This is a genomic window from Enterobacter cloacae complex sp. ECL414, from assembly GCF_021869685.1.
Lineage (GTDB): Bacteria > Pseudomonadota > Gammaproteobacteria > Enterobacterales > Enterobacteriaceae > Enterobacter > Enterobacter kobei.
Genome location: NZ_CP091481.1, coordinates 2,310,468 through 2,332,120, shown reverse-complemented (window position 1 = coordinate 2,332,120; position 21,653 = coordinate 2,310,468). Strand labels below are relative to the sequence as shown.

Here is a 21,653-nt window from a genome sequence, read left to right as displayed (position 1 = left end):
ATCAATGACTTTCGTTTTCGTTTCGCCGTCACCGCCGTTGGCCAGCAGCGCCCCGATGGCGCCACCGCCCAGGGCAGCACCCGCAATCCAGCCCCACGGCGCATCGCTCAGGACACTTTCCTGCTCAAGGAAAGGTTCAATGCTGCTAATGGGTGTGGCCTGGGCGGTTAACTCAGTGACAGCAGCGCCAGACGCTTCCCCGGCATCGGCAAAAGAAATATGCGTCAGTTCCTGATGATCGTTGAATACCAGCTCTGACTGATGATGGGTTTCAGGATCTTCGACAAAATAGTTATTACAGCGAATAACGCTGCCATCTTTCATATAAATGAGAAGGTCTTTACCCTGGCGGACATAACGCACCACATCCTGAGCTGAGCCCTGGATTTCAATCACACTCGGCGATGAAATGGATACCGAGAGATTTCCGTCTCCGGTTAATTTCGTTTTTTCTGCCGTTTTGCGAATGATGACATCAACAACCTTTACGTTACTCATATTCTTCTCCTTGCAGGTGTGCGGATTCCTGTGGATATGTCCACCAGATGGATGTAGCTATCCCTGGGAAAAAACACCCATTATTTTCAGTCTTATTTTGCGCAGCTATGCGCGTCTTTTTTTAACTCAAATCGGGTAATTTTGCGGCAGCGTTTTTCTCTATTCCAATAAGCGACATTAAATTATCAACCGCGGAAGCATAATTAATTGCCGAACTCCACCCATCATACTCAGCGATTATTTTTGCCGACGTGGCCTGCCAGACATCCTGCTCAACGCTGAGCAAATCATTAATGCTCCGCTTGCTCAGGGTGTATTCATTTTTATAAACATCACGGGCACGCAGTGCATTTTCCAGCTGCAGCTTACCGGCTTCCATTCTTCCCCGTGCACCGGTCCAGTCAGCCTGCGCAACGGAGGCTTTTTGCAGAACATCGAAGCGCGCCTGATCAACCATAGAAGAGGCCATAGCCCGTGCGCCTTCTGCCTGACGCACACGTGCGGAGACCGCGCCGCCCTGATAAAGCGGTGCATCAATATTGAGCTGGATCTGGTCGTCCCAGTAAGAACGGTTGTCCGACTCATAACGGGTACGCCCCCCCTTCAGGCTTAAGGTCGGCCAGTGCTGGGACTTCGCCGTTTCCACGCCGTACTGGGCCGAACGCTCCCGGTTCTGCGCCGCTAACACCGTGGGTATCAAGGAATAATCAATGCGGTTAAGCGAATCAGGCTCAACGGCGAGGTTCGCAGGCACGGGCGAATAAGCGTCAGCCTGCATCCCGGTTAAGACCGCAAGCCTTGCGCGGGCGCTGTTTAAGGCGGCGTTATACTGCGCGACCGTTGCCTGCATGCCTGCAATACGCGTGCGGGTCTGCAGTTCATCGGAAGTGGAGCTCACCCCTGCATCCGCACGCAGTTTTGCCAGTTGCTCAACATTTTTAAGCGCCTGAACGTTGTCCTTTGCCGCCTGGAGCAGATCGGAATAGCGTTTAACTTCCACGTAGCTGAGTGCCGTTTTCTCCGCCACATCAGAGAGCGTACTCATCAGCTGGTAGCGGTAACTATCGCGCTGGGCGGAAGACTGGCTGATGCTGTTATTGGTTTTCCCGAAATCGTACAGCAGCTGGGTCAGGCTAATCCCCCAGGCCGCAGAATTCTTCAGCGATCCGCTGGAATCGGTGGTCTGGCTATGACCCGTGCTCCCGTTCAACGCGATTTGTGGCATCCAGCCGCTACGCGCTTCATCTATTTGCGCCTGACCAATACCTAATTGTGCGGCCTGCTGACTAATTGAGGGATCGCGATCGATAGCAAAAAGAATACTTTCTTTTAAGGTCGTCTTTGCCACTGCGGCAATCCCTGCCTGGTGACTATTGGCATAAGCCGTATTTATGGCGAATGAAATTAATGCCAGTGCTGTTGTAAATCGGCGTAACATAGGCTTTCGCAATATCGTCATTTTTATCTCCCTGACTCTGAGCCAAACTCAGGCAATTACCCAAAAAGAGGTATAGATAATTAGACAAATATCTTCTTTAGCGTCCTCACTGAATTTCAGGTAAAACTCCCCCACACCCATTTCCATTGGAAGTGAGAAAGTCCGTCGTCTTATTTCAATTAAGAATTTACTTATTTCTTAAACTGATTTGCAGCATAACAAAATGTGGTATAAGCCACTACACCCACAATGTTAATGTGGTGTTACAAATAAGAAAAAAGATGGGGTTTCTGGACAAAACCATAAAAAGGGCATTTCAAATGAAACATATAAACCCTCTGTTATTTAAGGAAAATTCCTAATCTACTCTCTGTACATTTTTGCGTTAATTTCCAGGAGCGTCAGACACAAAGATTTTCAAAGAAGTGTCAATTTAAGTTATTACCGACCTCGCACCAAAATAAAAATCCATTAAAAAACTAAAGTAAGAGATTAAGCGCCACTATAAATCTTATATACAGAATTTTATTCCATTCAATGGTGGTATAATGGTTACATAACCCAAATCATTAAATAAAACAAAACAATAACACTGTGGTTAACATTCAAAACGGCTTAATGATATCTGCTTAATACAAATGTAATAATCACCTACCGGAATGACTGCACCTCCCGACCGCTTACCCATTCCCCTGCTTCCCTCTGCGCAAAAATGCTGTATTATGCGAATTATTGCGACATTTTGCAGGAGTGCAGCCATGCACAAGACCGCACGTCAACGTTATGTCCTTGATATTTTGAGCGATCAAGGTCAGGCCAGCATTACTGAGCTGGCAGAAAAGCTGCAGGTTTCAGCAGATACCATCCGTCGGGATCTCACCGACCTGGAAAATCAGGGGCTGGCCCAGAAGAACCACGGTGGCGCTATCGCCCTTAATCTTTCCGCCATGAATCGTCAGGGCCGCAACACGCTGCTGCCTGAAACCAAGCAACGCCTGGGGAAACAGGTCGCGCAGGCGGTTCCAGCCGGTTCCACCCTCTTTCTGGATGCCGGCAGCACGGTGATGGCCGTCGCGACCTTTCTTCAGGGGCCTCACACCGTGATCACCACTTCGCTGGACATCGCCCAGCATTTTAGCGACCGGGAAGACATTGATCTGATCCTGCTCGGCGGGAAATGGGACCCGAAACAGCGCCTGTTTGCCGGAAGCGCCACGTTGTCGTTGCTCTCCCGCTATCGGGCAGATATCGCCATTCTTGGGGCGTGCGCCATTCATGCCGAACTCGGTCTGAGTGCCGGTAAAGAGGCCGATGCTGAGGTGAAACGTGCGATGCTCGCCGCAAGCCATGAACACTGGATCGTGGCCGACCATCTGAAAGTTAACCGCTGTGAACCGTATCTGGTTTCAGGGTTATCCGACATTCATCAACTCTTTTTAGATCGTCCCTGGCCTGAGCTTGGGGACCCTGGCGCATTACAGGTCACCGTATGCGCGCAATAACGTGGAGAAGGTCATGAGTAAAGTTCAAACAATCAACATTGCGCTGATCGGGTATGGATTTGTGGGTAAAACCTTCCATGCTCCGCTGATCCAGTCCGTGGACGGGCTTAGGCTGGCGGTGGTCTCTTCCCGTGATGAAGAGAAGGTAAAACGCGATCTTCCGGATGTGCTTGTGGTCGCGACACCGGAAGAGGCTATTCAGCATCCTGATATCGACGTGGTGGTGATTGCCTCGCCTAACGCCACTCACGCCCCGCTGGCTACGCTAGCCCTGAACGCCGGGAAACATGTCGTCGTGGATAAGCCTTTTACCCTCGACATGAAGGAAGCCCGCGACCTGATCGCGCTGGCGGATGAAAAACAGCTCCTGCTCTCTGTTTTTCATAACCGCCGCTGGGACAGCGATTTCCTCGGCATTAAACAGATTATTGCGCAAGGCACGCTCGGCAAGGTCAAGCACCTGGAGTCGCATATTGATCGCTTCCGTCCGGAAGTCCGCGTGCGCTGGCGCGAGCAGAACGTTCCCGGTAGCGGTCTGTGGTTTGACCTGGGGCCGCACCTGATCGACCAGACGCTACAGCTGTTTGGCCTGCCTGAGTCGGTTCAGGGGAATATCGCGACGCTGCGCGAGGGTGCGGAGATCGACGACTGGGCGCATGTGGTTTTAAATTACCCGGCGCACAAGGTTATTCTGCACGCCAGCATGCTGGTCGCTGGCGGGACGGCGCGCTTTACCGTTCACGGGGATAAAGGCAGCGTGGTGAAGGCCAGAATCGATCAGCAGGAAGCACAACTGCTTGCGGGTGTGATCCCCGGCAGCGAAACCTGGGGAGAAGACAGCGACAGCATGGTGTTCTTCGGGGCAGACGGTGCAACGCAGACGGTTGTCACGCCGAAAGGCGACCAGCGCCAGTATTACATCCACGTGCGTGATGCGCTGCGCGGGGAAATCCCCCATCCCGTTCACCCTGTCGAGGCGTTAGCGGTCATGGCTGTGCTGGAAGCGGCGGTGAAATCATCAGAGACCGGGACGACGCAGACGCTGGCGTTAACGGCTGAAGAGCGTGCGCTGCTGGGTTAAAAAACAAGCCGGGTGGCGCTGCGCTTACCCGGCCTACGAGTTTGAGCCGTTTGTAGGCCCGTGCAAGCGAAGCGCCGCCGGGCGAAAAGACTACTGACGCTTTTTCGGCATCATGCGCAGCAGCGTATTGTCTTTCCAGAAATAGTGATGCATTAGCGCCGCCGCCGCGTGCAGACCAATCACGAAATAGCCGAGATTGGCGAGCGTCTCGTGCCACTCCTTCAGCATATCCACCAGATCAAAATTCCCTTCCGCCGCATGCGGCATCAGCAGGCCAAAGGCAAACCAGTCGTTTCCGCGGTTATACATCATCACAATGCCAATCAGCGGCAGCGCAATAAACAGCAGATAAACGATGAGATGCCCAAGGTGCGACATACCGGTGATCATCGCTTTGGGTTTCGGCTGAATAGGCGGTGCGGGATATTTAAGACGGATGAGCAATCTCGCCACCATCAGCACCAGCACCGAGATCCCGCAGGAGACGTGGATCATGTTTATCACCGGGCGATCGGTACGCGGGAAAAAGCCTCTAAACTCCATCGCGCAGTAGGCGACGACAACTAACAAAAACACCAGCCAGTGAATCGCAATCTGCAGGCTTGAATATTTAGTACGCATGGGATTTCCTGAAAAAAAAACAGTCACCGCGCCAACATAATCTCCTTTCCTTAAAAATTCATTAACTTTTCTGTATGACTTTTCAGTCACTTCCCTGCGGATGAAGTATCTTCAATTGCCGCCCTGTCCGTGATGGTCTAAGCCTGGATGAGTTCAAACTGTCGTATCGACATGTTCACAGGAGAACACAATGAGTAAAATTGGCATTAACGGATTCGGACGCATTGGACGCCTTGTTCTGCGCCGCCTTCTTGAAACTCAGGACAGTAATACTGTCGTCGCCATCAACGACCTCACCTCCCCGAAAGTGCTGGCTTACCTGCTCAGACATGATTCCAACTACGGTGGCTTCCCGTGGAGCGTAGATTTCACTGAAGATGCGCTGATCGTCGACGGTAAGACCATTGCGGTATACGCGGAGAAAGAGGCAAAGCATATTCCATGGAAAACGGCGGGAGTGGATATTGTCGTGGAGTGCACCGGCTTCTACACCTCTGAAGAGAAATCCCGGGCACATCTGGACGCAGGTGCGAAAAAAGTGCTGATTTCGGCACCTGCAGGTGACATGAAAACCATCGTCTATAGCGTGAATGACGACACGATTAACGCCAGTGACACCATTATTTCCGTCGCGTCCTGCACCACCAACTGCCTGGCCCCGCTGGCAAAAGCCCTGCACGATGCGTTTGAAATAAAAGTGGGCACCATGACCACCATCCATGCCTATACCGGCACCCAGGCGCTGGTGGATGGACCGCGCGGGAAAGATCTACGCGCCTCGCGGGCAGCAGCTGAGAACATTATTCCGCACACGACCGGTGCGGCAAAAGCCATCGGCCTGGTGATCCCTGCGCTCAGCGGCAAGCTGAAAGGCCACGCGCAGCGCGTGCCGGTAAAAACCGGCTCCGTCACCGAGCTGGTCGCCATTCTTGGCAAGAAAGTTACCGTTGAGGAGATCAACGCTGCGCTGAAAAAGGCGACACAGGGGAATAAATCGTTCGGGTATACCGATGATGAAATTGTGTCGTCAGACGTGATTGGTTCGCACTACGGTTCGGTATTCGACGCCACACAGACGGAGGTGTCGGAAGCGGGAGACCTGCAACTGGTGAAGGCCGTCGCGTGGTATGACAACGAGTATGGTTTCGTGACGCAGCTGGTGCGTACGCTGGATAAGTTCGCCGCGCTGTGAAATTCCCCCTCACCCTGACCCTCTCCCCAAAGGGGCGAGGGGATTGCCCCGTGCTCAGATGATTTTACGCGCCACCTTCAGGACCGGATCCTGCTGAAGCTGTTTCCAGGCTTCGGTGACAGCCTCAGGGAATTCGACGTGCGCGATAAAATCCCGCCCGGCCGGGCCATAGCCGTTCTCATCGTCATGCAGACGCGGCAGTTCCCCCATCACCAGCGAAAGGTAACGCTCAACGGCCCACAGCCCTGCGTTACCCTCGCTAAATACCACGCCGTTTTTGCCGTTTTGCAGTATTGGCGTCATTCCCGGGTGGCTAATCCACTGCGGAGAAACGGGCTCATCGCGGCAAACGCGGGCGAATGTCGCCATCGTACGGCGCTGCATCGTCGGATCCTGCACCACCAGCATTCGTCCGCTTGTTCGCTGGTGCTGTTTCAGCATGTTCCAGCTAAATCGGGCGTTTTCTCCGCAGTTAGTGGAGCGATCTTCAACCCACAGGCGCGACTCGGGGATCTGCCAGAACTCCCGCGCAATGTCGGCAAGAATGCTTGCTTCCGCCCGCCCGGACACCGGCAGTGGGTGATAACGGGGGTGGTGACGGATCGCATCATACAAAAACGTTGTCGAGTGGCCGATACCGCCGCTAATCAGCAGCGGAACCTGCTTTTCTGCGGCAATTCGGCAGGCGGCTTCAATGGTCGGGATCACCGCGTTTCCTGCCAGAATCACCCCATCAACATCCGGGGTTTGAGACGTGCCGCGGAGATCGTCCTGCGCCAGCCATTCACCGACAGTATTGATGGCCGTAAGCGTAGCGTCCGGCAGGACGGGGAAATGGGGCTGAACCATGGTGAACTCCTCCTCAGTGTTACCTCAGGGTAGCGACTTCGACTTATCAACACAACGGGGGTGCTGTGCCGCTCTTTTTCCTTAAAAGCCCTCTCAACATTTGATTAACATGCGTAAATCATATTCACTTGAATTATCATTTGCGGCAGACGTAGAATCGCCAGTCGACACATTTTTCCATTATTTCTAAGGTAAACAACGTTATGCGCCTGCCCGAACGCGATCCTTATGCTCCTCGCGAGTGGCAGCCACATGAGAAACCCGCTCTGCTGGGGTCGCCTTCCACACCTGAACACAGCACGCCCAAACGGATTGCCTACGGCGTCGTGGGCCTGCTGGTGTGCCTGACGGGGGCGCTGGGTAATGCGGTGGTGACCGCCAATCTGCAAAACCTGCAGGGCACCTTCGGCGCCTGGTCAACGGAAATCGCCTGGCTGCCCGCGGTATATGTGATGACCAACATCTCCATCAACCTGCTGCTGGTCAAATTCCGCCAGCAGTACGGTCTGCGCGCCTTCACCGAAGGGTTTCTGGTGCTGTATGTGCTGGTCACCTTTTTCCATCTGTTTGTTAACGATCTCAGCTCAGCGCTGATGGTGCGCGCCGCGCACGGGATGGTGGCCGCCGCGCTCAGCTCGCTGGGGATTTACTACCAGATCCAGGCCTGGCCGGCGAAACATCGCCTGAAGGCGCTGACCATCGGCATTACCGGCTCGTCACTCGCCATTCCGCTGGCGCGGCTGTTTTCGACTGAACTGCTCCAACTGGACGAGTGGCGCGGATTGTATTTCTTTGAACTGGGGCTGGCGCTGATCTCCCTGGCCTGCGTGATCGCGCTGAAGCTGCCGCCGGGCGACCGACGCAAGGTCTTTGAGAAGAAAGACTTTGTCACCTTTTTTCTGCTGGCGCCGGGCATGGCCTTGCTGTGCGCGGTGCTGTCGCTCGGACGTCTGGACTGGTGGTTTGAAGCGCCGTGGATCGGCTGGTCGCTGGCGTTATCGCTGGTGCTGATTGTGTCCGCCATCGTCTTTGAACATAACCGCACTAACCCACTGCTGAATACCCGCTGGCTGTCGAGCGGCAGCATCGTCCGTCTGGGACTGATTATGCTGCTGATCCGCATCGTGCTGGCGGAGCAAAATACCGGGGTGATTGGCTGGTTACAGTATGTGGGATTACAGAATGAGCAGATGACCCATCTGGCGTGGTCCATTTTCGCCGGGATCGTCTGCGGGATCGTCACCAGCTGTCTCACCATCAAGCCCACAAAACTGGCGTGGCCGATTATCACCTCCCTGGCGCTGATGATCATTGCCTCGCTGCTGGACAGCCAGTCCAATAACCTGACCCGCCCGGACCAGCTGATGGTCAGCCAGTTTCTGCTGGGCTTCGGCAGCGCCTTCTTCCTCGCCCCGGCCATGCTGGCCGCCATTGGCGGAGTGATCGCCGACCCGCGTAATCTGGTCAGCTTCTCGGTCATGTTTGGCATGAGCCAGAACCTCGGCGGTCTGCTCGGGTCGGCGATCCTCGGTACTTTCCAGACCTGGCGTGAGAAGTACCACTCCAGCCTGCTGGCAGACCAGCTCACCACGCTCAACCCGCTGGTCAACGAGCGCATTCAGCTTTATACCCAGATGTATAAAAGCCTGATCGGTGACAGTTCGCTGTTGGGGACTCAGGCAATTACCCAACTACAAAGCGTCACCGCCCTTGAGGCAAATATTCTGGCTTACAACGATACTTATCTTCTGACGGCAAGTATCGCTGCCGCCACGCTGGTCTGGATTTTATGGCGCTTGCTGCGTCTGCGCATCACTGCCCGTATGGCGCTGAAGAACGCCACCGGCAACAAGTAATTGAAAGAGTTCTGGAGAATTTATGAGTCAGCAGGATGCCGCCAAAGAGCAGGCCAACACCCGCAAAAATGTGCGCATTGTTTCCGTTTTCACCGCCGCTGCCATCGGTCTTGTCGGCGTGCTGGTGATCCTTTACGCCTGGCAGTTACCGCCCTTTACCCGACACGTGCAGTTTACCGACAACGCCTACGTGCGGGGACAAACGACGTTTATCAGCCCGCAGGTGAATGGCTATATCACAGAGGTGAAGGTTCAGGACTTTGTGCAGGTCAAAAAAGGCGATCTGCTGCTGCAGATTGATGACCGCATCTACCGTCAGCGGGTGCATCAGGCCGAGGCGCAGCTGGCGATGAAAATTGCCGCCCTGAATAATAACCTGCAGCAGCGTAAAAGCGCCGAAGCGACGATTGCCAAAAATGAAGCCGCGCTGAAAAATGCCCGCGCCCAGAGCCTGAAAACCCAGGCGGATTTGAAGCGCGTGAAGGATCTGACGGCGGATGGGTCACTTTCCGTTCGCGAACGCGATGCCGCCCTGGCAAGCGCGGCTCAGGGCAGCGCCGATATCGACCAGGCGAAAGCAACGCTTGAGATGTCGCGGCAGGATCTGCAGACGGTGATTGTCAATCGCGGGGCGCTGGAGGCGGACGTTGAGAACGCCAAAGCGGCGCTGGAGCTGGCGCAGATCGATCTGCAAAACACCCGCATTGTGGCCCCGCGTGATGGCCAGCTGGGGCAGATTGCCGTGCGTCTCGGGGCGTATGTGACCGCCGGGACCCATCTCACCACCCTTGTGCCCCCCCAGCACTGGGTTATTGCCAATATCAAAGAGACCCAGCTCGCGGAGCTGCGCGTCGGTCAGCCGGTGAAATTCACCGTCGATGCCCTGAACGACAAAGCGTATCAGGGCCGCGTGGAGAGCATCTCTCCCGCAACCGGCGTGGAATTCAGCGCGATCACGCCGGATAACGCGACCGGGAACTTTGTCAAAATTGCCCAGCGAATTCCGGTGCGCATTGAGGTACTCGGTAAGCCAGAGGAATCCGCCCTGCTGCGTCCGGGCATGTCGGTACAGGTAACAATTGATACGCGGGAGGCGAAACCATGATCCTGCGTCCGATAGCCGGACTGGTCGTGGCGGTGATGCTGGCCGGATGCCAGTCCGTCGACGTCAAACCGGCGCAGCCCACGCTGCACATTCCTGCGCAATGGCGGGCCACCTCGGGGCCAGCCAGCCCGACGGAACAGCTCTGGTGGCGTAACTTTCATGACAACCACCTGAACCGCTATGTGGACCAGGCGCTTAAGAATAACAGTGACGTGTTGATCGCCCGCGAACGGATAAACGAGTATCAGGCGCGGGTCTTTGCGGCCGACGGCAGCCTGTTTCCCTCGCTTGACGCGGGCGTCACGGGGACGCGCGCCCGTTCGCAATCCGCTGCGACCGGGTTGCCCGTCTACGGTACGGTGTACAGAGGCAGCCTGACGGCGAGCTACGACGTTGATATCTGGGGCGTCAACCGCAGCACGGCGAATGCCGCTCAGGCGTCGCTGGAGGCGCAAAAAGCCGCCGCTGCCGCCGCGGATTTGACTGTCGCCTCGTCCGTGGCTTCCGGGTACGTCACCCTGCTCTCACTTGACGAACAGCTGCGCGTGACTGAAGCCACGCTGAAGTCCCGCGAAGAGGCGTTTAACCTCGCGAAACGTCAGTTTGAAACCGGCTACAGTTCGCGCCTGGAGCTGATGCAGTCTGACTCCGAATTACGTTCAACGCGGGCGCAGGTGCCCGTGTTACAGCATCAGATTGCGCAACAGGAAAATGCGCTTAGCCTGCTGCTGGGAAGCAATCCCGGCGCGGTAGCGCGCAGCGAAAGCTTTGCGGCGCTGACGCCGCTGGCGCTGCCGTCGCAGCTGCCTTCCACGCTTCTGAACCGTCGCCCGGATATCGTTCAGGCTGAACGCCAGCTGGTGGCGGCGGATTCCTCCCTTGCCGCGTCGCGCGCCAGCCTGCTGCCATCGATCAACCTGACCGCCACCGGATCGATTCAGGATCGCACCCTTTCTGGTCTGCTGGACAATCCGCTTCAGCTCTGGAGCGCCGGGGGCAGTATTCTTGCCCCGCTGCTGAACCGCCAGGCGCTGAATGCGCAGGTGGATATTTCCCAGTCTCAGCGTAACCAGGCGCTGTACGCCTATGAAAAAACCGTGCGTAACACGTTTGCGGAAGTGAACAACAGCCTTGATGCCATTACGCGCTATCAGGAACAGCTGACGGAGCTACTCGCCCAGCAGGCTGTGGCGCAGGAGACGCTGCGCATTGCGCAGAATCGCTATCGCAACGGCTATTCTTCCTATCTGGACGTGCTGGACGCGCAGCGCACGCTGTTCTCGGTCCAGACCAGCGTCGTGCAGGTGAAAAATAATCTGCTGCTGGCGCAGATTGATTTATACAGGGCGCTGGGCGGCGGCTGGGGCAGTGCCTGAAATCCTGCCCGGTGGCGCGTCGCTTACCGGTCCTGGATTTCGCACCCGTAGGCCGGGTAAGGCGTAGCCGCCACCCGGCAATCCTTCCCAAGGAGTCAATCTATGCAACAACAGTGGTCTGCAGTAGATAATTTCATGATTTCTTTGCTGATCCCTGACGATGACGTACTGAGTCAGGTACTGGAAAACAACAAGCGCGCCGGGCTGCCCGAACACGACGTGGCGGCCAATCAGGGGCAGCTGCTGGCGCTGTTCGTGCGCATGACGCAGGCAAGACGCATTCTCGAGATCGGGACGCTGGGTGCCTATAGCTCAATCTGGATGGCGCGCGCCCTGCCGCCGGACGGAAAGCTGATCACGCTGGAGGCCGACCCGAGTCATGCCGACGTTGCGCGTCAGAATATTCACCTCGCGGGGCTGAACGATCGCATTGAACTGGTTGAAGGCCCGGCGCTGAGCTCGCTCGAAAATTTTGGTGACGTCCCGCCGTTCGACCTGATCTTTATTGATGCCGATAAGCCGAACAATCCCGGCTATCTGGAGTGGGCGTTGCACTATTCCCGTCCCGGTACGGTAATTATCGGCGATAACGTGGTGCGCGAGGGTGAAGTCGTTAACGGGCAAAGCGACGACGCGCGCGTGCAGGGCGTGCGGCGTTTTATCGAGATGACTGGAGATAACCCGCGCTTAACCGCCACCGCGCTGCAAACGGTGGGGGTTAAGGGATGGGATGGGTTTACGCTGGCGATTGTGAACGGGTGAAAATTGTGCGGGCTGATGCCCTCACCCCGACCCTCTCCCACAGGGAGAGGGAGAAAATCGGGCAAGGCTTTTAGCCAGAGATCTGCTCCATCGCCTGCAGGATACGCTTATCCGAAATCGGATACGGCGTACCGAGCTGCTGGGCAAAGAAGCTGACGCGTAGCTCCTCGATCATCCAGCGGATCGCCTGCACGTCTTCATCGTCGCGGCGCGCCGGCGGCAGCTTGTTTAGCCACTGCTGCCACGCCTGCTGCACGCTTTCCACTTTCAACATCTGCGCGCGATCGCGGTGCGGGTCGATGGCCATTTTCTCCAGACGTTTTTCAATGGCCTGCAGATAGCGCAGCGTATCGCCGAGACGGTTGAAGCCGTTGCCGGTGACAAACCCACGATACACCAGCCCCGCCATCTGCGCCTTCACGTCCGACAGCCCCAGCGCCATGGTCATATCCACGCGCCCCTTCAGGCGCTTGTTGATGTTGAACACGGCGGTGAGGATCTGCTCGACCTGTTTGGCAATCTCCACCACGGTGTCGTTAAGCTCCGCGCGGACCTTTTCATGAAGCTGAGCAAAGCCCTCTTCCGTCCAGACCGGACCGCCCGCCTCGTGGATCAGTTTGTCCACGCCGCAGGATATGCAGTCGTCAATTAGATCCAGCACTTTGCCGTACGGGTTAAAGTACAGACCCAGCTTGGCCTTGTTCGGCAACTTCTCGTGCAGATATTTAATCGGCGACGGAATGTTCAGCAGCAGCAGGCGACGCAGCCCGCGCCACATCATCTGCTGCTGTTCCTGCGGGTTATCAAACAGCTTGATCGCCACGCTGTCGCGCTCGTCCACCAGCGCTGGCCAGGCTTTCACCTTATAGTTACCGCGTTTTTGCTCGTAGCTTTCCGGAAGCTGACCAAAACTCCAGATATGCAGTCCGCTCTGCTCGATACCGTCGTCCGCCACCGCAGAGAGCGTCTCCTGGACTTTCCCTTTCAGCGCCTCTTTTAGCTCGCTCAGGGAACGCCCTTCCAGCAGCTTTTTGTTTTTATCATCCACCACGCGGAAGCTGATTTTCAGGTGATCGGGTACCTGTTCCCAGTTCCAGTCTTCGCGGTCAATGGTGGTGCCTGTCATGCGGCGGAATTCTCGCTCCAGCGCGTCCAGCAGCGGCAGCTCCAGCGGCGTGACGCGGCCCAAAAACGCTTCCGCGTAGTTCGGCGCAGGCACAAAATTACGCCGCACCGGTTTCGGCAGCGATTTAATCAGCGCAATGACCAGCTCGCGGCGCAGGCCGGGGATCTGCCATTCAAACCCGCTCTCGTCGACCTGGTTTAACAGCGGCAGCGGAATGTGGACGGTCACGCCGTCCGCATCGGCCCCCGGTTCAAACTGATAGGTCAGACGCAGCTTGAGATTGCCCTGATGCCAGAAGTTCGGGTAGTCGAGCTTGCTGACCGACTCCGCCCCCTCTTTAATCAACATGCTCTTTTCAAAATTGAGCAGGTCCGGCGTCTCTTTACTGGCCTTCTTCCACCAGCTGTCAAAGTGGCGGGCGGAAATCACATCGTGACTGATGCGCTGATCGTAAAATTCGAACAGCGCCTCGTCGTCTACCAGGATGTCGCGACGGCGGGATTTATGCTCAAGCTCTTCCACCTCGGCACGCAGCTTCAGGTTTTCGCGGAAGAACGCATGGCGCGTCTGCCAGTCGCCCTCCACCAGCGCGTGGCGGATAAACAGCTCGCGGCTGAGCGCCGGGTCAATCTGGCTGTAGTTGACCTTACGCGCGGCCACCACCGGCAGGCCATAAACGGTCACCTTCTCGGTCGCCATCACTGCCCCCTGCGCACGCTCCCAGTGTGGTTCACTGTATGAGCGTTTCAGCAGATGCTGCGCGACTGGCTCAACCCATTCCGGGTCGATCCGCGCGGCAATGCGTCCCCACAGGCGGCTGGTTTCCACCAGCTCGGCCACCATGGTCCACTTCGGCGGCTTCTTGAATAAGCCGGAACCGGGGAAGATGGAGAAACGGGCATTGCGCGCGCCGGTATACTCCTGCTTCTCTGCGTCCTTCATCCCAATGTGGGACAGCAGGCCGGTCAGCAGCGCGATATGAATTTCACGGTACTCCGCCGGCTCACTGTTCACCGGAATGCCCAGCTCTTTCACCACCTGGCGCAGCTGGGTGTAGATATCCTGCCACTCGCGCACGCGCAGGTAGTTGAGGAAATCCACGCGGCACTGGCGGCGGAACTGGTTCGAGGAGAGCGCTTTCTGCTGCTCGCCGAGATAGTTCCACAGGTTCACGAAGGCGAGGAAATCGGACTCTTTGTCGTGGAAGCGACGGTGTTTTTCATCTGACGCCTGCTGTTTATCCATCGGACGCTCGCGCGGATCCTGAATGGAGAGCGCAGAGGTAATAATCATCGCCTCGCGCACGCAGCCGTGCTTCTGGGCTTCCAGCACCATGCGCGCCAGACGCGGGTCGACCGGCAACTGGCTAAGCTGACGACCCAACGGCGTCAGTTTATAGACCGTCGCCTGCTCGTCGGTGGTAATGGCCCCCAACTCTTCCAGCAGACGGACACCGTCCTGAATGTTGCGTTTGTCCGGCGCTTCCACGAACGGGAACGCCGCGATGTCGCCCAGCCCCAGGGCGGTCATCTGCAGGATAACGGACGCCAGGTTGGTACGCAGAATTTCCGGGTCGGTAAACTCCGGGCGCGACAGGAAATCGTCTTCGGAATAGAGACGAATACAGATCCCTTCCGACACACGACCGCAGCGGCCTTTACGCTGGTTGGCCGACGCCTGAGAAACCGGCTCTATTGGCAGGCGTTGCACCTTGGTGCGGTAGCTGTAGCGGCTGATACGCGCCGTGCCCGGGTCGATCACGTATTTGATCCCCGGTACGGTCAGCGAGGTTTCCGCCACGTTGGTCGCCAGCACAATGCGGCGTCCGCCGTGCGGCTGGAACACGCGGTTCTGCTCGCTGTTCGACAGGCGCGCGTACAGCGGCAGGATCTCCGTATGACGCAGATCGCGCTTGCTGAGCGCATCGGCGGTATCGCGAATTTCGCGCTCGCCGCTCATAAAGATCAGAATGTCGCCCGCGCTTTCGTTGCCCAGTTCGTCGACAGCGTCGAAGATGGCCTGGAGCTGGTCGCGCTCGGTATCATCCGCCTCTTCGACAATCGGACGATAGCGCACTTCCACCGGATACGTGCGTCCCGACACTTCAATTATCGGCGCATTGTTGAAATGCTTCGAGAAGCGCTCCGGATCGATGGTCGCGGAGGTGATGATGATTTTCAGATCCGGACGACGCGGCAGCAGTTCTTTCAGGTAACCGAGCAGGAAGTCAATGTTCAGGCTGCGCTCGTGCGCTTCGTCGATGATGATGGTGTCGTACTGCATCAGCAGGCGATCCTGCTGGATTTCCGCCAGCAGGATACCGTCAGTCATCAGCTTGACCATGGTGTTATCGCTGACGTGGTCGCTGAATCGCACCTTGTAACCGATGCAGCCACCCGGCTCGGTTTGCAGCTCTTCGGCAATACGGTTCGCCACGGTACGCGCCGCCAGACGACGCGGCTGGGTGTGGCCAATCAGACCTTTCACCCCGCGCCCCAGCTCCATGCAGATTTTCGGCAACTGGGTGGTTTTCCCCGAGCCGGTTTCCCCTGCGACAATCACTACCTGGTGGTCGCGCACGGCTTCCAGAATGTCCTGTTTTTTCTGGCTGACGGGCAGGTTTTCCGGGTAGGTAATCGCCGGACGTGCGGCTTCGCGCAGCACAACTTTCCCTGCCGCCTGTTCAATCTCTTTCGCCATCTCCTGATAAATGGCCTGTTGTGCATCAGGATTTTTAACCTTCTTCACGCCGTGCAGACGACGCGCAAACCGCTGTTTATCGCGCAGCATCAGGGCATCAAGCCTTTGCAGGAGCATCGGGAAGGTGATTTTTTGGTGTTCTGTCATAGCGTTAATGGGCAGTGCTCTGCCGGGTAAAATCTCTTTTTAATGATTGCTATAGAGTATCACATTGACGCTTTCTGCGCCTTATTCAAAAAATTCGAACATAGGCTTCGATATATTGCGCTATCTCTGTGGCAGGATTGTGAATAGAGTGTCAACAAGCAACGGGGCAACCCCCTTCAATCAAATGCAAAAACAGGAATCACCCATGAGCAAAGTATTAGTGTTGAAATCCAGTATTCTGGCAGGGTACTCTCAGTCTGGTCAGTTGTCTGATTATTTCGTTGAACAGTGGCGTGAACAGCATTCCGCTGACGAAATCACCGTGCGCGACCTGGCTGCAAACCCTATTCCTGTGCTGGACGGTGAACTGGTTGGCGCGCTGCGTCCGAGCGATGCTCCGCTGAGCCCGCGTCAGCAGGAAGCCCTGGCCCTGTCCGACGAACTGATTGCTGAGCTGCAGGCGCACGACGTTATCGTGATTAACGCCCCAATGTACAACTTCAACATCCCTACTCAGCTGAAGAACTACTTCGACCTGGTGGCGCGTGCTGGCGTAACCTTCCGTTACACTGAAAACGGCCCTGAAGGTCTGGTGAAAGGCAAGCGTGCGATCGTACTGACCAGCCGCGGCGGTATCCATAAAGACACCCCAACCGACCTGGTTGCGCCGTACCTGAGCCTGTTCCTGGGCTTCATCGGCATCACTGACGTGAACTTCGTGTTCGCGGAAGGCATCGCTTACGGTCCTGAAGTGGCAACGAAAGCGCAGACCGACGCGAAAGCCGCGATCGACAGCCTGGTTGCCGCCTAAGATTTCCCCCTCTCACCGCCCGGTGGGAGGGTTTTTCTTTTCTCCACATTTCGTTATCATCCGCTCCCACTCTCCAGCCGGGCGGCCTGATGTCTGCGATTATTGATTCTTTTATTGCCCCACCGTGTCATGACGACATCGAGATCCTCTGGCAGGATGAACATCTGCTGCTGATCAATAAGCCTTCCGGTCTGCTCAGCCTCTCGGGGAAAAATCCGCAAAACCTTGATTCTGTCCATTATCGTCTGGTTCAGACGTTCCCGGGCTGCACGCTGGTACATCGTCTCGATTTCGGCACGTCCGGGCTGATGGTGATTGCGCGTAATAAAGCGATCAATGCGGCGCTCTGCCAGCAGTTCAGCCAGCGCAGCGTGGAGAAAGTTTACAGCGCCCTGCTTTGCGGACATCTGGAAAACGATGAGGGCGTGATAGATGCCCCGATTGCCAAAGATCCGGCGCTGTTCCCGCTGATGTCAATCTGCGCCATTAACGGTAAACCCGCCCGCTCCCGCTATCGGGTGGTGGAACGTTTTTATCAGGGAACGGGAGTGCCGTTAACGCGGGTGACGCTTACCCCGGAAACCGGGCGAACCCATCAGCTGCGTATTCACTGCCAGCAGCTGGGGCACCCGATTCTGGGCTGCGATCTTTATGGCGGTCTTGACGCGCCGGGGGCGGAAATCACGCCCCGGCTGATGCTGCATGCCTGCGAGCTGAATTTTATTCATCCGGTGAGCGGCGAGCCGGTTACTGCCCGTCACACCGCCCCGTTCTGACGGCGGTTTACCACATCAAATCGTCAGGGATTTTGAAGTCCGCGTAGGGATCGTCTTCATCCTGCTCTTCCTGACTGAGCGCGCTGTTTAACACAATGCAGTCGGCATCACGCTGGGCAATTTTATCGGCCACGACTGCCGGGATAATCGCGTATTCACAGTCGCCGTTGGCGTTAATCACCAGACGGGCAATCGCCAGACGGCCGTTGATCAGCTGAGTCTGGGTTTGCTTGTCGACGTCGAGTTTTTTGATCAGATTACCGTCAGTGAAGTTAAAGGTGATATTGCCTTTCGCCACGGTGATGCGGTTCATCTCAATCAGCTGCTTCACCTGTGCTTTAAACTCTTTTGCCAGCACGGCCTGCTTCTGCTGTTCGCTGAGCTGCTTGTCACGCTCGATCTGCGCTTTTTTATTCTCTTCCACTGCTTCGCGCGCCTCACGAGCCTGAACGCGTGATTTCTTTGCCGTACGCTGCACTTTCGCCGCTTTCTTGCTGCTAACGAGGCCCGCTTTCAGGATCTGCTCTTGTAAGGTGAGTTTTGTCATGATCGTTTCTAAACCGGTTGGAAATTTTGGGGATTATAGCGGGAATTGAACAGAAATAAAAAAATGCCAATCCTCTACAGCGGGTTAACGGCAACGGCAAAGCACATATACGACGCTGAACCGTAGGCCGGGTAAGCGCAGCGCCACCCGGCAAGAAGGCAGCGACAGGCGAGTATCACGCTTCATGAACTTCGCTCATGTTGCAGTGAAATTAAGTCACTTCCCCTGCGCCGCGGGGTCAGGCATAAATTATGCATCGGTAACTTCTTAGCAACATGAACTTAGGATGCATAACGACAATGAGCAAAGCTTTCACCTATACCCTTAAGCGCAGTTGCTTCGATGAGAATTACAACCCGTCAGAAAATACGCGTACCACCACCAACTTTGCCAACCTGGCGCGCGGAGAAAAGCGTCAGGAAAACCTGCGCAATACCCTGGTGATGATCAATAACCGCTTCAACGCACTGGCGCGCTGGGATAACCCCAACGCCGATCGCTACGCGGTTGAGCTTGAAATTATCTCTGTCGATCTGAACATTGGTGCGGATAAGCCGTTCCCGGCCATTGAGATATTGCAAACCACCATCGTCGACAAGAAAAACAACCTGCGTATCCCGGGGATTGTCGGCAATAACTTTTCGTCTTACGTGCGGGATTATGATTTCAGCGTTCTGCTGCTGGAACATAACAAGAACCAACAGCACTTCAGCGTTCCGGAAAAGTTTGGTGAATTGCACGGCAACATATTCCGCCATTTTGTGAGTTCGCCGGAATACAAAGAGAACTTCAGAAAAGGACCGGTGATCTGCCTCAGCGTTTCCAGCAAAGACACCTACCGCCGCACCGGCAACCAGCATCCTGTACTTGGCATTGAGTATCAGCCGGATGGCGAGTCATTAACGGAACTGTACTTTGCCAAAATGGGCCTGAAGGTGCGCTATTTCATGCCAGAAAACAGCGTGGCGCCTTTTGCGTTCTTTTATACCGGTGATTTGCTGAATGATTACAGCAATCTTGAACTGATCGCCACCATCAGCACGATGGAAACGTTTCAGAAAATCTATCGCCCGGAAATTTATAACGCCAACTCGTCGGCGGGACTGTGCTTCCGACCGGATCTGAACCAGCAGGATCACTCATTCACCAAAATTGTTTATGACCGTGAAGAACGAAGCCGTCTGGCGATTGAACAGGGTCGATTCACCGAAGAATACTTTATTAAGCCTTATAAACACATTCTTGAGCAGTGGTCTGATAACTACACGCTTTAATTCATCAAAATAGGTCTTTTATTATGAAAACATTGCTCCCGACGTCTACGGCTGGCAGCCTGCCTAAGCCGACCTGGCTTGCACAACCTGAAACGCTGTGGTCTCCGTGGAAATTAGAGGATCAGGAATTACTGGCAGGAAAACAGGATGCGCTGCGTTTGTCACTGGATGAGCAGATCCGTGCGGGAATCGACATTGTCAGCGACGGCGAACAGACCCGCCAGCACTTCGTCACCACCTTTATCGAACACCTGAGCGGCGTGGATTTTGAAAACCGCCAGACGGTACGCATTCGTAACCGTTATGACGCCAGCGTGCCGACCGTGGTTTCTGCTGTGGCACGTCAGAAACCGGTATTCGTCGACGATGCAAAGTACCTGCGCCAGCTCACGGATAAGCCGATCAAATGGGCCCTCCCCGGACCGATGACCATGATCGACACCCTTTACGACGCGCACTATAAAAGCCGCGAAAAGCTGGCCTGGGAATTCGCCAAAATCCTCAATCAGGAAGCGCGGGAGCTAGAGGCTGCAGGCGTGGATATTATCCAGTTCGACGAACCGGCATTTAACGTCTTTTTTGACGAGGTCAACGACTGGGGCATCGCCGCGCTGGAACGCGCCATTGAAGGGCTGAAGTGCGAAACTGCGGTCCATATCTGCTATGGCTACGGCATCAAAGCCAATACCGACTGGAAAAAAACGCTCGGCTCTGAGTGGCGCCAGTACGAAGAGGCTTTCCCTAAGCTGCAGACCTCGAACATCGACATTATCTCTCTGGAGTGCCACAACTCCCGCGTGCCGATGGATCTACTGGCGCTGATCCGCGGTAAAAAAGTGATGGTTGGCGCGATTGATGTGGCAACGAACACCGTTGAAACGCCGGAGGAAGTCGCCGATACCCTGCGTAAAGCGCTGCAGTTTGTCGATGCCGACAAGCTTTACCCTTCGACCAACTGCGGTATGGCCCCCCTTTCCCGTCACGTCGCAAACGGTAAGCTGAGAGCCCTCAGCGCAGGCGCAGAGATTATCCGCAAAGAGCTCGGCGCGTAATCCTTTACGTTTGCCAGTACGGCGGCGTACCAAAGCGTTCGACGTAATAATCAATCACCGCCCTGACGTTCAGGGGCGGATGACGTGCATGTGGATAGATCGCCGCAATGTTCAGCGGCTCCGTGTTGATCGCACACGCCATTTCCGGCAGAAGTGCGACAAGCTCTCCCCGCTGGAGCCTGTCGCCAATCAGCCAGTCCGGAAACAGGACGATCCCCATCCCGCCCAGCGCGGCAGTGAGCAACGACTCCGCATTATTGGATGTCATCCGCGCCACCACCGGATAGTGTATCCAGTTCTCCCCCTCGCGACGCACCAGCCAGCGGTTAGGCCCGGACGAACCGCGATAGACCAGACATTGATGATCGCTCAGCGTGGCCGGATCGTCCGGCACACCGTGTTTGCGCAGATACGCGGGCGACGCGGCAAGGTGGTAACGCTGCTGACCAAAAATGCGGGCGTGGAACGTCGAGTCCGTCAACATGCCAATGCGAAAGATAAGATCGGCCGCATCCCGGTGCGGGTCGATAAAGTCATCGGTCAGCGTGAGCTCAATGTTTAACCGCGGATAACGCTCGGTCAGCTCCGCCAGGCCTGGCGCAACATGCCTCTGCCCAAAAAATACCGGCCCATTAATGCGGATTGTGCCGGATGGTTCCGACGAACGTTCATCCAGCTCACGCCGCGCCTCTTCGACGTTTTCGACCATCGCCCGGGCATAGCGGATAAACAGATGACCACTTTCTGTGGGGATCACCGCGCGCGTATTGCGGTAGAACAGCTGCTGACCGAGGGCATCCTCAAGCTGGTGAATAACGCGCGATATCTGTGAGGCTGATATCCCCTGCCGCCGCGCGACGACGGAGAAATTCTGCGCTTCATAGACCTCAATAAAGATCAGCAGCGCGCGGACGTTGATATTACTGGCATCGAACATTAA

Annotated in this window: 17 protein-coding genes and 1 pseudogene; 11 read left to right on the top strand and 7 right to left on the bottom strand. The window is 55.9% G+C overall.

The genetic code is table 11. The features are described from left to right. Positions 1-153: 153 nt before the first annotated feature. Positions 154-498 (bottom strand): annotated as a pseudogene (locus L3068_RS25420) (BapA/Bap/LapF family prefix-like domain-containing protein); the annotation flags it as partial. A 121-nt stretch (positions 499-619) separates the two neighbouring features. Further along, on the bottom strand, positions 620-1,957 hold the full coding sequence (locus L3068_RS11375) for a TolC family outer membrane protein (protein ID WP_023337257.1): 1,338 nt from the start codon (positions 1,955-1,957) through the stop codon (positions 620-622). Positions 1,958-2,694: 737 nt separating this feature from the next. On the opposite strand from L3068_RS11375, the gene L3068_RS11370 reads away from it, so the two are divergent. Together L3068_RS11370 and L3068_RS11365 are read left to right on the top strand one after the other, a co-directional pair. Next, entirely contained in the window at positions 2,695-3,438 is a 744-nt protein-coding gene (locus tag L3068_RS11370) for a DeoR/GlpR family DNA-binding transcription regulator (RefSeq protein ID WP_023338309.1), read from the top strand. A 13-nt stretch (positions 3,439-3,451) separates the two neighbouring features. Next, positions 3,452-4,519: an oxidoreductase gene (locus L3068_RS11365; RefSeq protein WP_047344204.1), complete on the top strand. Its 1,068-nt coding sequence runs from the start codon at positions 3,452-3,454 to the stop codon at positions 4,517-4,519. Positions 4,520-4,609: 90 nt separating this feature from the next. Here L3068_RS11365 and cybB read toward each other — a convergent pair whose 3' ends face one another. Beyond that, positions 4,610-5,140: a cytochrome b561 gene (gene cybB, locus L3068_RS11360; RefSeq protein ID WP_023330369.1), complete on the bottom strand. Its 531-nt coding sequence runs from the start codon at positions 5,138-5,140 to the stop codon at positions 4,610-4,612. 190 nt (positions 5,141-5,330) lie between these two features. Here cybB and gap point away from each other — a divergent pair, with 190 nt between their 5' ends. Continuing rightward, complete coding sequence (gene gap, locus L3068_RS11355; RefSeq protein WP_023330368.1) at positions 5,331-6,332, top strand: type I glyceraldehyde-3-phosphate dehydrogenase; 1,002 nt, start codon at positions 5,331-5,333, stop codon at positions 6,330-6,332. 54 nt (positions 6,333-6,386) lie between these two features. Here the strand turns inward: gap and L3068_RS11350 are convergent, their stop codons facing one another. Beyond that, complete coding sequence (locus tag L3068_RS11350; RefSeq protein ID WP_117582012.1) at positions 6,387-7,181, bottom strand: YdcF family protein; 795 nt, start codon at positions 7,179-7,181, stop codon at positions 6,387-6,389. A gap of 203 nt (positions 7,182-7,384) precedes the next feature. Between L3068_RS11350 and L3068_RS11345 the strand changes: the two genes are divergently transcribed. From L3068_RS11345 to L3068_RS11330, 4 genes are all read left to right on the top strand, one after another. Beyond that, positions 7,385-9,037: an MFS transporter gene (locus L3068_RS11345; RefSeq protein WP_023337255.1), complete on the top strand. Its 1,653-nt coding sequence runs from the start codon at positions 7,385-7,387 to the stop codon at positions 9,035-9,037. A 22-nt stretch (positions 9,038-9,059) separates the two neighbouring features. After that, complete coding sequence (locus L3068_RS11340) at positions 9,060-10,142, top strand: HlyD family secretion protein (protein WP_023330366.1); 1,083 nt, start codon at positions 9,060-9,062, stop codon at positions 10,140-10,142. After that, positions 10,139-11,518 (top strand): efflux transporter outer membrane subunit, encoded by a 1,380-nt coding sequence (locus L3068_RS11335; RefSeq protein ID WP_117582013.1) that lies wholly within the window; start codon positions 10,139-10,141, stop codon positions 11,516-11,518. Before L3068_RS11340 ends, L3068_RS11335 begins: the two co-directional genes overlap by 4 nt. A gap of 102 nt (positions 11,519-11,620) precedes the next feature. Next, the gene (locus L3068_RS11330) at positions 11,621-12,280 is read left to right on the top strand and encodes an O-methyltransferase (protein WP_117582015.1); all 660 of its coding nucleotides are present in this window, start codon (positions 11,621-11,623) and stop codon (positions 12,278-12,280) included. Positions 12,281-12,350: 70 nt separating this feature from the next. Here the strand turns inward: L3068_RS11330 and hrpA are convergent, their stop codons facing one another. Then, positions 12,351-16,253 carry an ATP-dependent RNA helicase HrpA gene (gene hrpA / locus L3068_RS11325; RefSeq protein WP_023330363.1) on the bottom strand — a complete coding sequence of 1,301 codons (3,903 nt, stop codon included), beginning with the start codon at positions 16,251-16,253 and terminating at the stop codon, positions 12,351-12,353. Between the two features lie 205 nt (positions 16,254-16,458). On the opposite strand from hrpA, the gene azoR reads away from it, so the two are divergent. Both azoR and L3068_RS11315 read left to right on the top strand, forming a co-directional pair. Next, positions 16,459-17,064, top strand: a complete 606-nt coding sequence (gene azoR / locus L3068_RS11320) for an FMN-dependent NADH-azoreductase (protein WP_008502313.1) — start codon at positions 16,459-16,461, stop codon at positions 17,062-17,064. Between the two features lie 89 nt (positions 17,065-17,153). Next, positions 17,154-17,840 carry an RluA family pseudouridine synthase gene (locus L3068_RS11315; RefSeq protein WP_023330362.1) on the top strand — a complete coding sequence of 229 codons (687 nt, stop codon included), beginning with the start codon at positions 17,154-17,156 and terminating at the stop codon, positions 17,838-17,840. A 7-nt stretch (positions 17,841-17,847) separates the two neighbouring features. On the opposite strand, the gene L3068_RS11310 is transcribed toward L3068_RS11315, so the two are convergent. Further along, entirely contained in the window at positions 17,848-18,387 is a 540-nt protein-coding gene (locus L3068_RS11310) for a DUF2058 domain-containing protein (RefSeq protein ID WP_117582017.1), read from the bottom strand. Positions 18,388-18,686: 299 nt separating this feature from the next. On the opposite strand from L3068_RS11310, the gene L3068_RS11305 reads away from it, so the two are divergent. Continuing rightward, positions 18,687-19,661, top strand: coding sequence for a DUF1852 domain-containing protein (locus L3068_RS11305; protein ID WP_014883755.1), 975 nt, complete (start codon positions 18,687-18,689; stop codon positions 19,659-19,661). Positions 19,662-19,684: 23 nt separating this feature from the next. Next, positions 19,685-20,713, top strand: coding sequence for a methionine synthase (locus L3068_RS11300; RefSeq protein ID WP_014883754.1), 1,029 nt, complete (start codon positions 19,685-19,687; stop codon positions 20,711-20,713). 4 nt (positions 20,714-20,717) lie between these two features. On the opposite strand, the gene L3068_RS11295 is transcribed toward L3068_RS11300, so the two are convergent. Continuing rightward, positions 20,718-21,650 carry a LysR family transcriptional regulator gene (locus tag L3068_RS11295; RefSeq protein WP_023330359.1) on the bottom strand — a complete coding sequence of 311 codons (933 nt, stop codon included), beginning with the start codon at positions 21,648-21,650 and terminating at the stop codon, positions 20,718-20,720. Between the last annotated feature and the right edge of the window lie 3 nt (positions 21,651-21,653).

Coding starts and splice junctions, on each gene's coding strand:
- L3068_RS11375 (WP_023337257.1), bottom strand. CDS start 1,957: ATGACGATATTGCGAAAGCCTATGTTACGCCGATTTACAACAGCACTG.
- L3068_RS11370 (WP_023338309.1), top strand. CDS start 2,695: ATGCACAAGACCGCACGTCAACGTTATGTCCTTGATATTTTGAGCGAT.
- L3068_RS11365 (WP_047344204.1), top strand. CDS start 3,452: ATGAGTAAAGTTCAAACAATCAACATTGCGCTGATCGGGTATGGATTT.
- cybB (WP_023330369.1), bottom strand. CDS start 5,140: ATGCGTACTAAATATTCAAGCCTGCAGATTGCGATTCACTGGCTGGTG.
- gap (WP_023330368.1), top strand. CDS start 5,331: ATGAGTAAAATTGGCATTAACGGATTCGGACGCATTGGACGCCTTGTT.
- L3068_RS11350 (WP_117582012.1), bottom strand. CDS start 7,181: ATGGTTCAGCCCCATTTCCCCGTCCTGCCGGACGCTACGCTTACGGCC.
- L3068_RS11345 (WP_023337255.1), top strand. CDS start 7,385: ATGCGCCTGCCCGAACGCGATCCTTATGCTCCTCGCGAGTGGCAGCCA.
- L3068_RS11340 (WP_023330366.1), top strand. CDS start 9,060: ATGAGTCAGCAGGATGCCGCCAAAGAGCAGGCCAACACCCGCAAAAAT.
- L3068_RS11335 (WP_117582013.1), top strand. CDS start 10,139: ATGATCCTGCGTCCGATAGCCGGACTGGTCGTGGCGGTGATGCTGGCC.
- L3068_RS11330 (WP_117582015.1), top strand. CDS start 11,621: ATGCAACAACAGTGGTCTGCAGTAGATAATTTCATGATTTCTTTGCTG.
- hrpA (WP_023330363.1), bottom strand. CDS start 16,253: ATGACAGAACACCAAAAAATCACCTTCCCGATGCTCCTGCAAAGGCTT.
- azoR (WP_008502313.1), top strand. CDS start 16,459: ATGAGCAAAGTATTAGTGTTGAAATCCAGTATTCTGGCAGGGTACTCT.
- L3068_RS11315 (WP_023330362.1), top strand. CDS start 17,154: ATGTCTGCGATTATTGATTCTTTTATTGCCCCACCGTGTCATGACGAC.
- L3068_RS11310 (WP_117582017.1), bottom strand. CDS start 18,387: ATGACAAAACTCACCTTACAAGAGCAGATCCTGAAAGCGGGCCTCGTT.
- L3068_RS11305 (WP_014883755.1), top strand. CDS start 18,687: ATGAGCAAAGCTTTCACCTATACCCTTAAGCGCAGTTGCTTCGATGAG.
- L3068_RS11300 (WP_014883754.1), top strand. CDS start 19,685: ATGAAAACATTGCTCCCGACGTCTACGGCTGGCAGCCTGCCTAAGCCG.
- L3068_RS11295 (WP_023330359.1), bottom strand. CDS start 21,650: ATGTTCGATGCCAGTAATATCAACGTCCGCGCGCTGCTGATCTTTATT.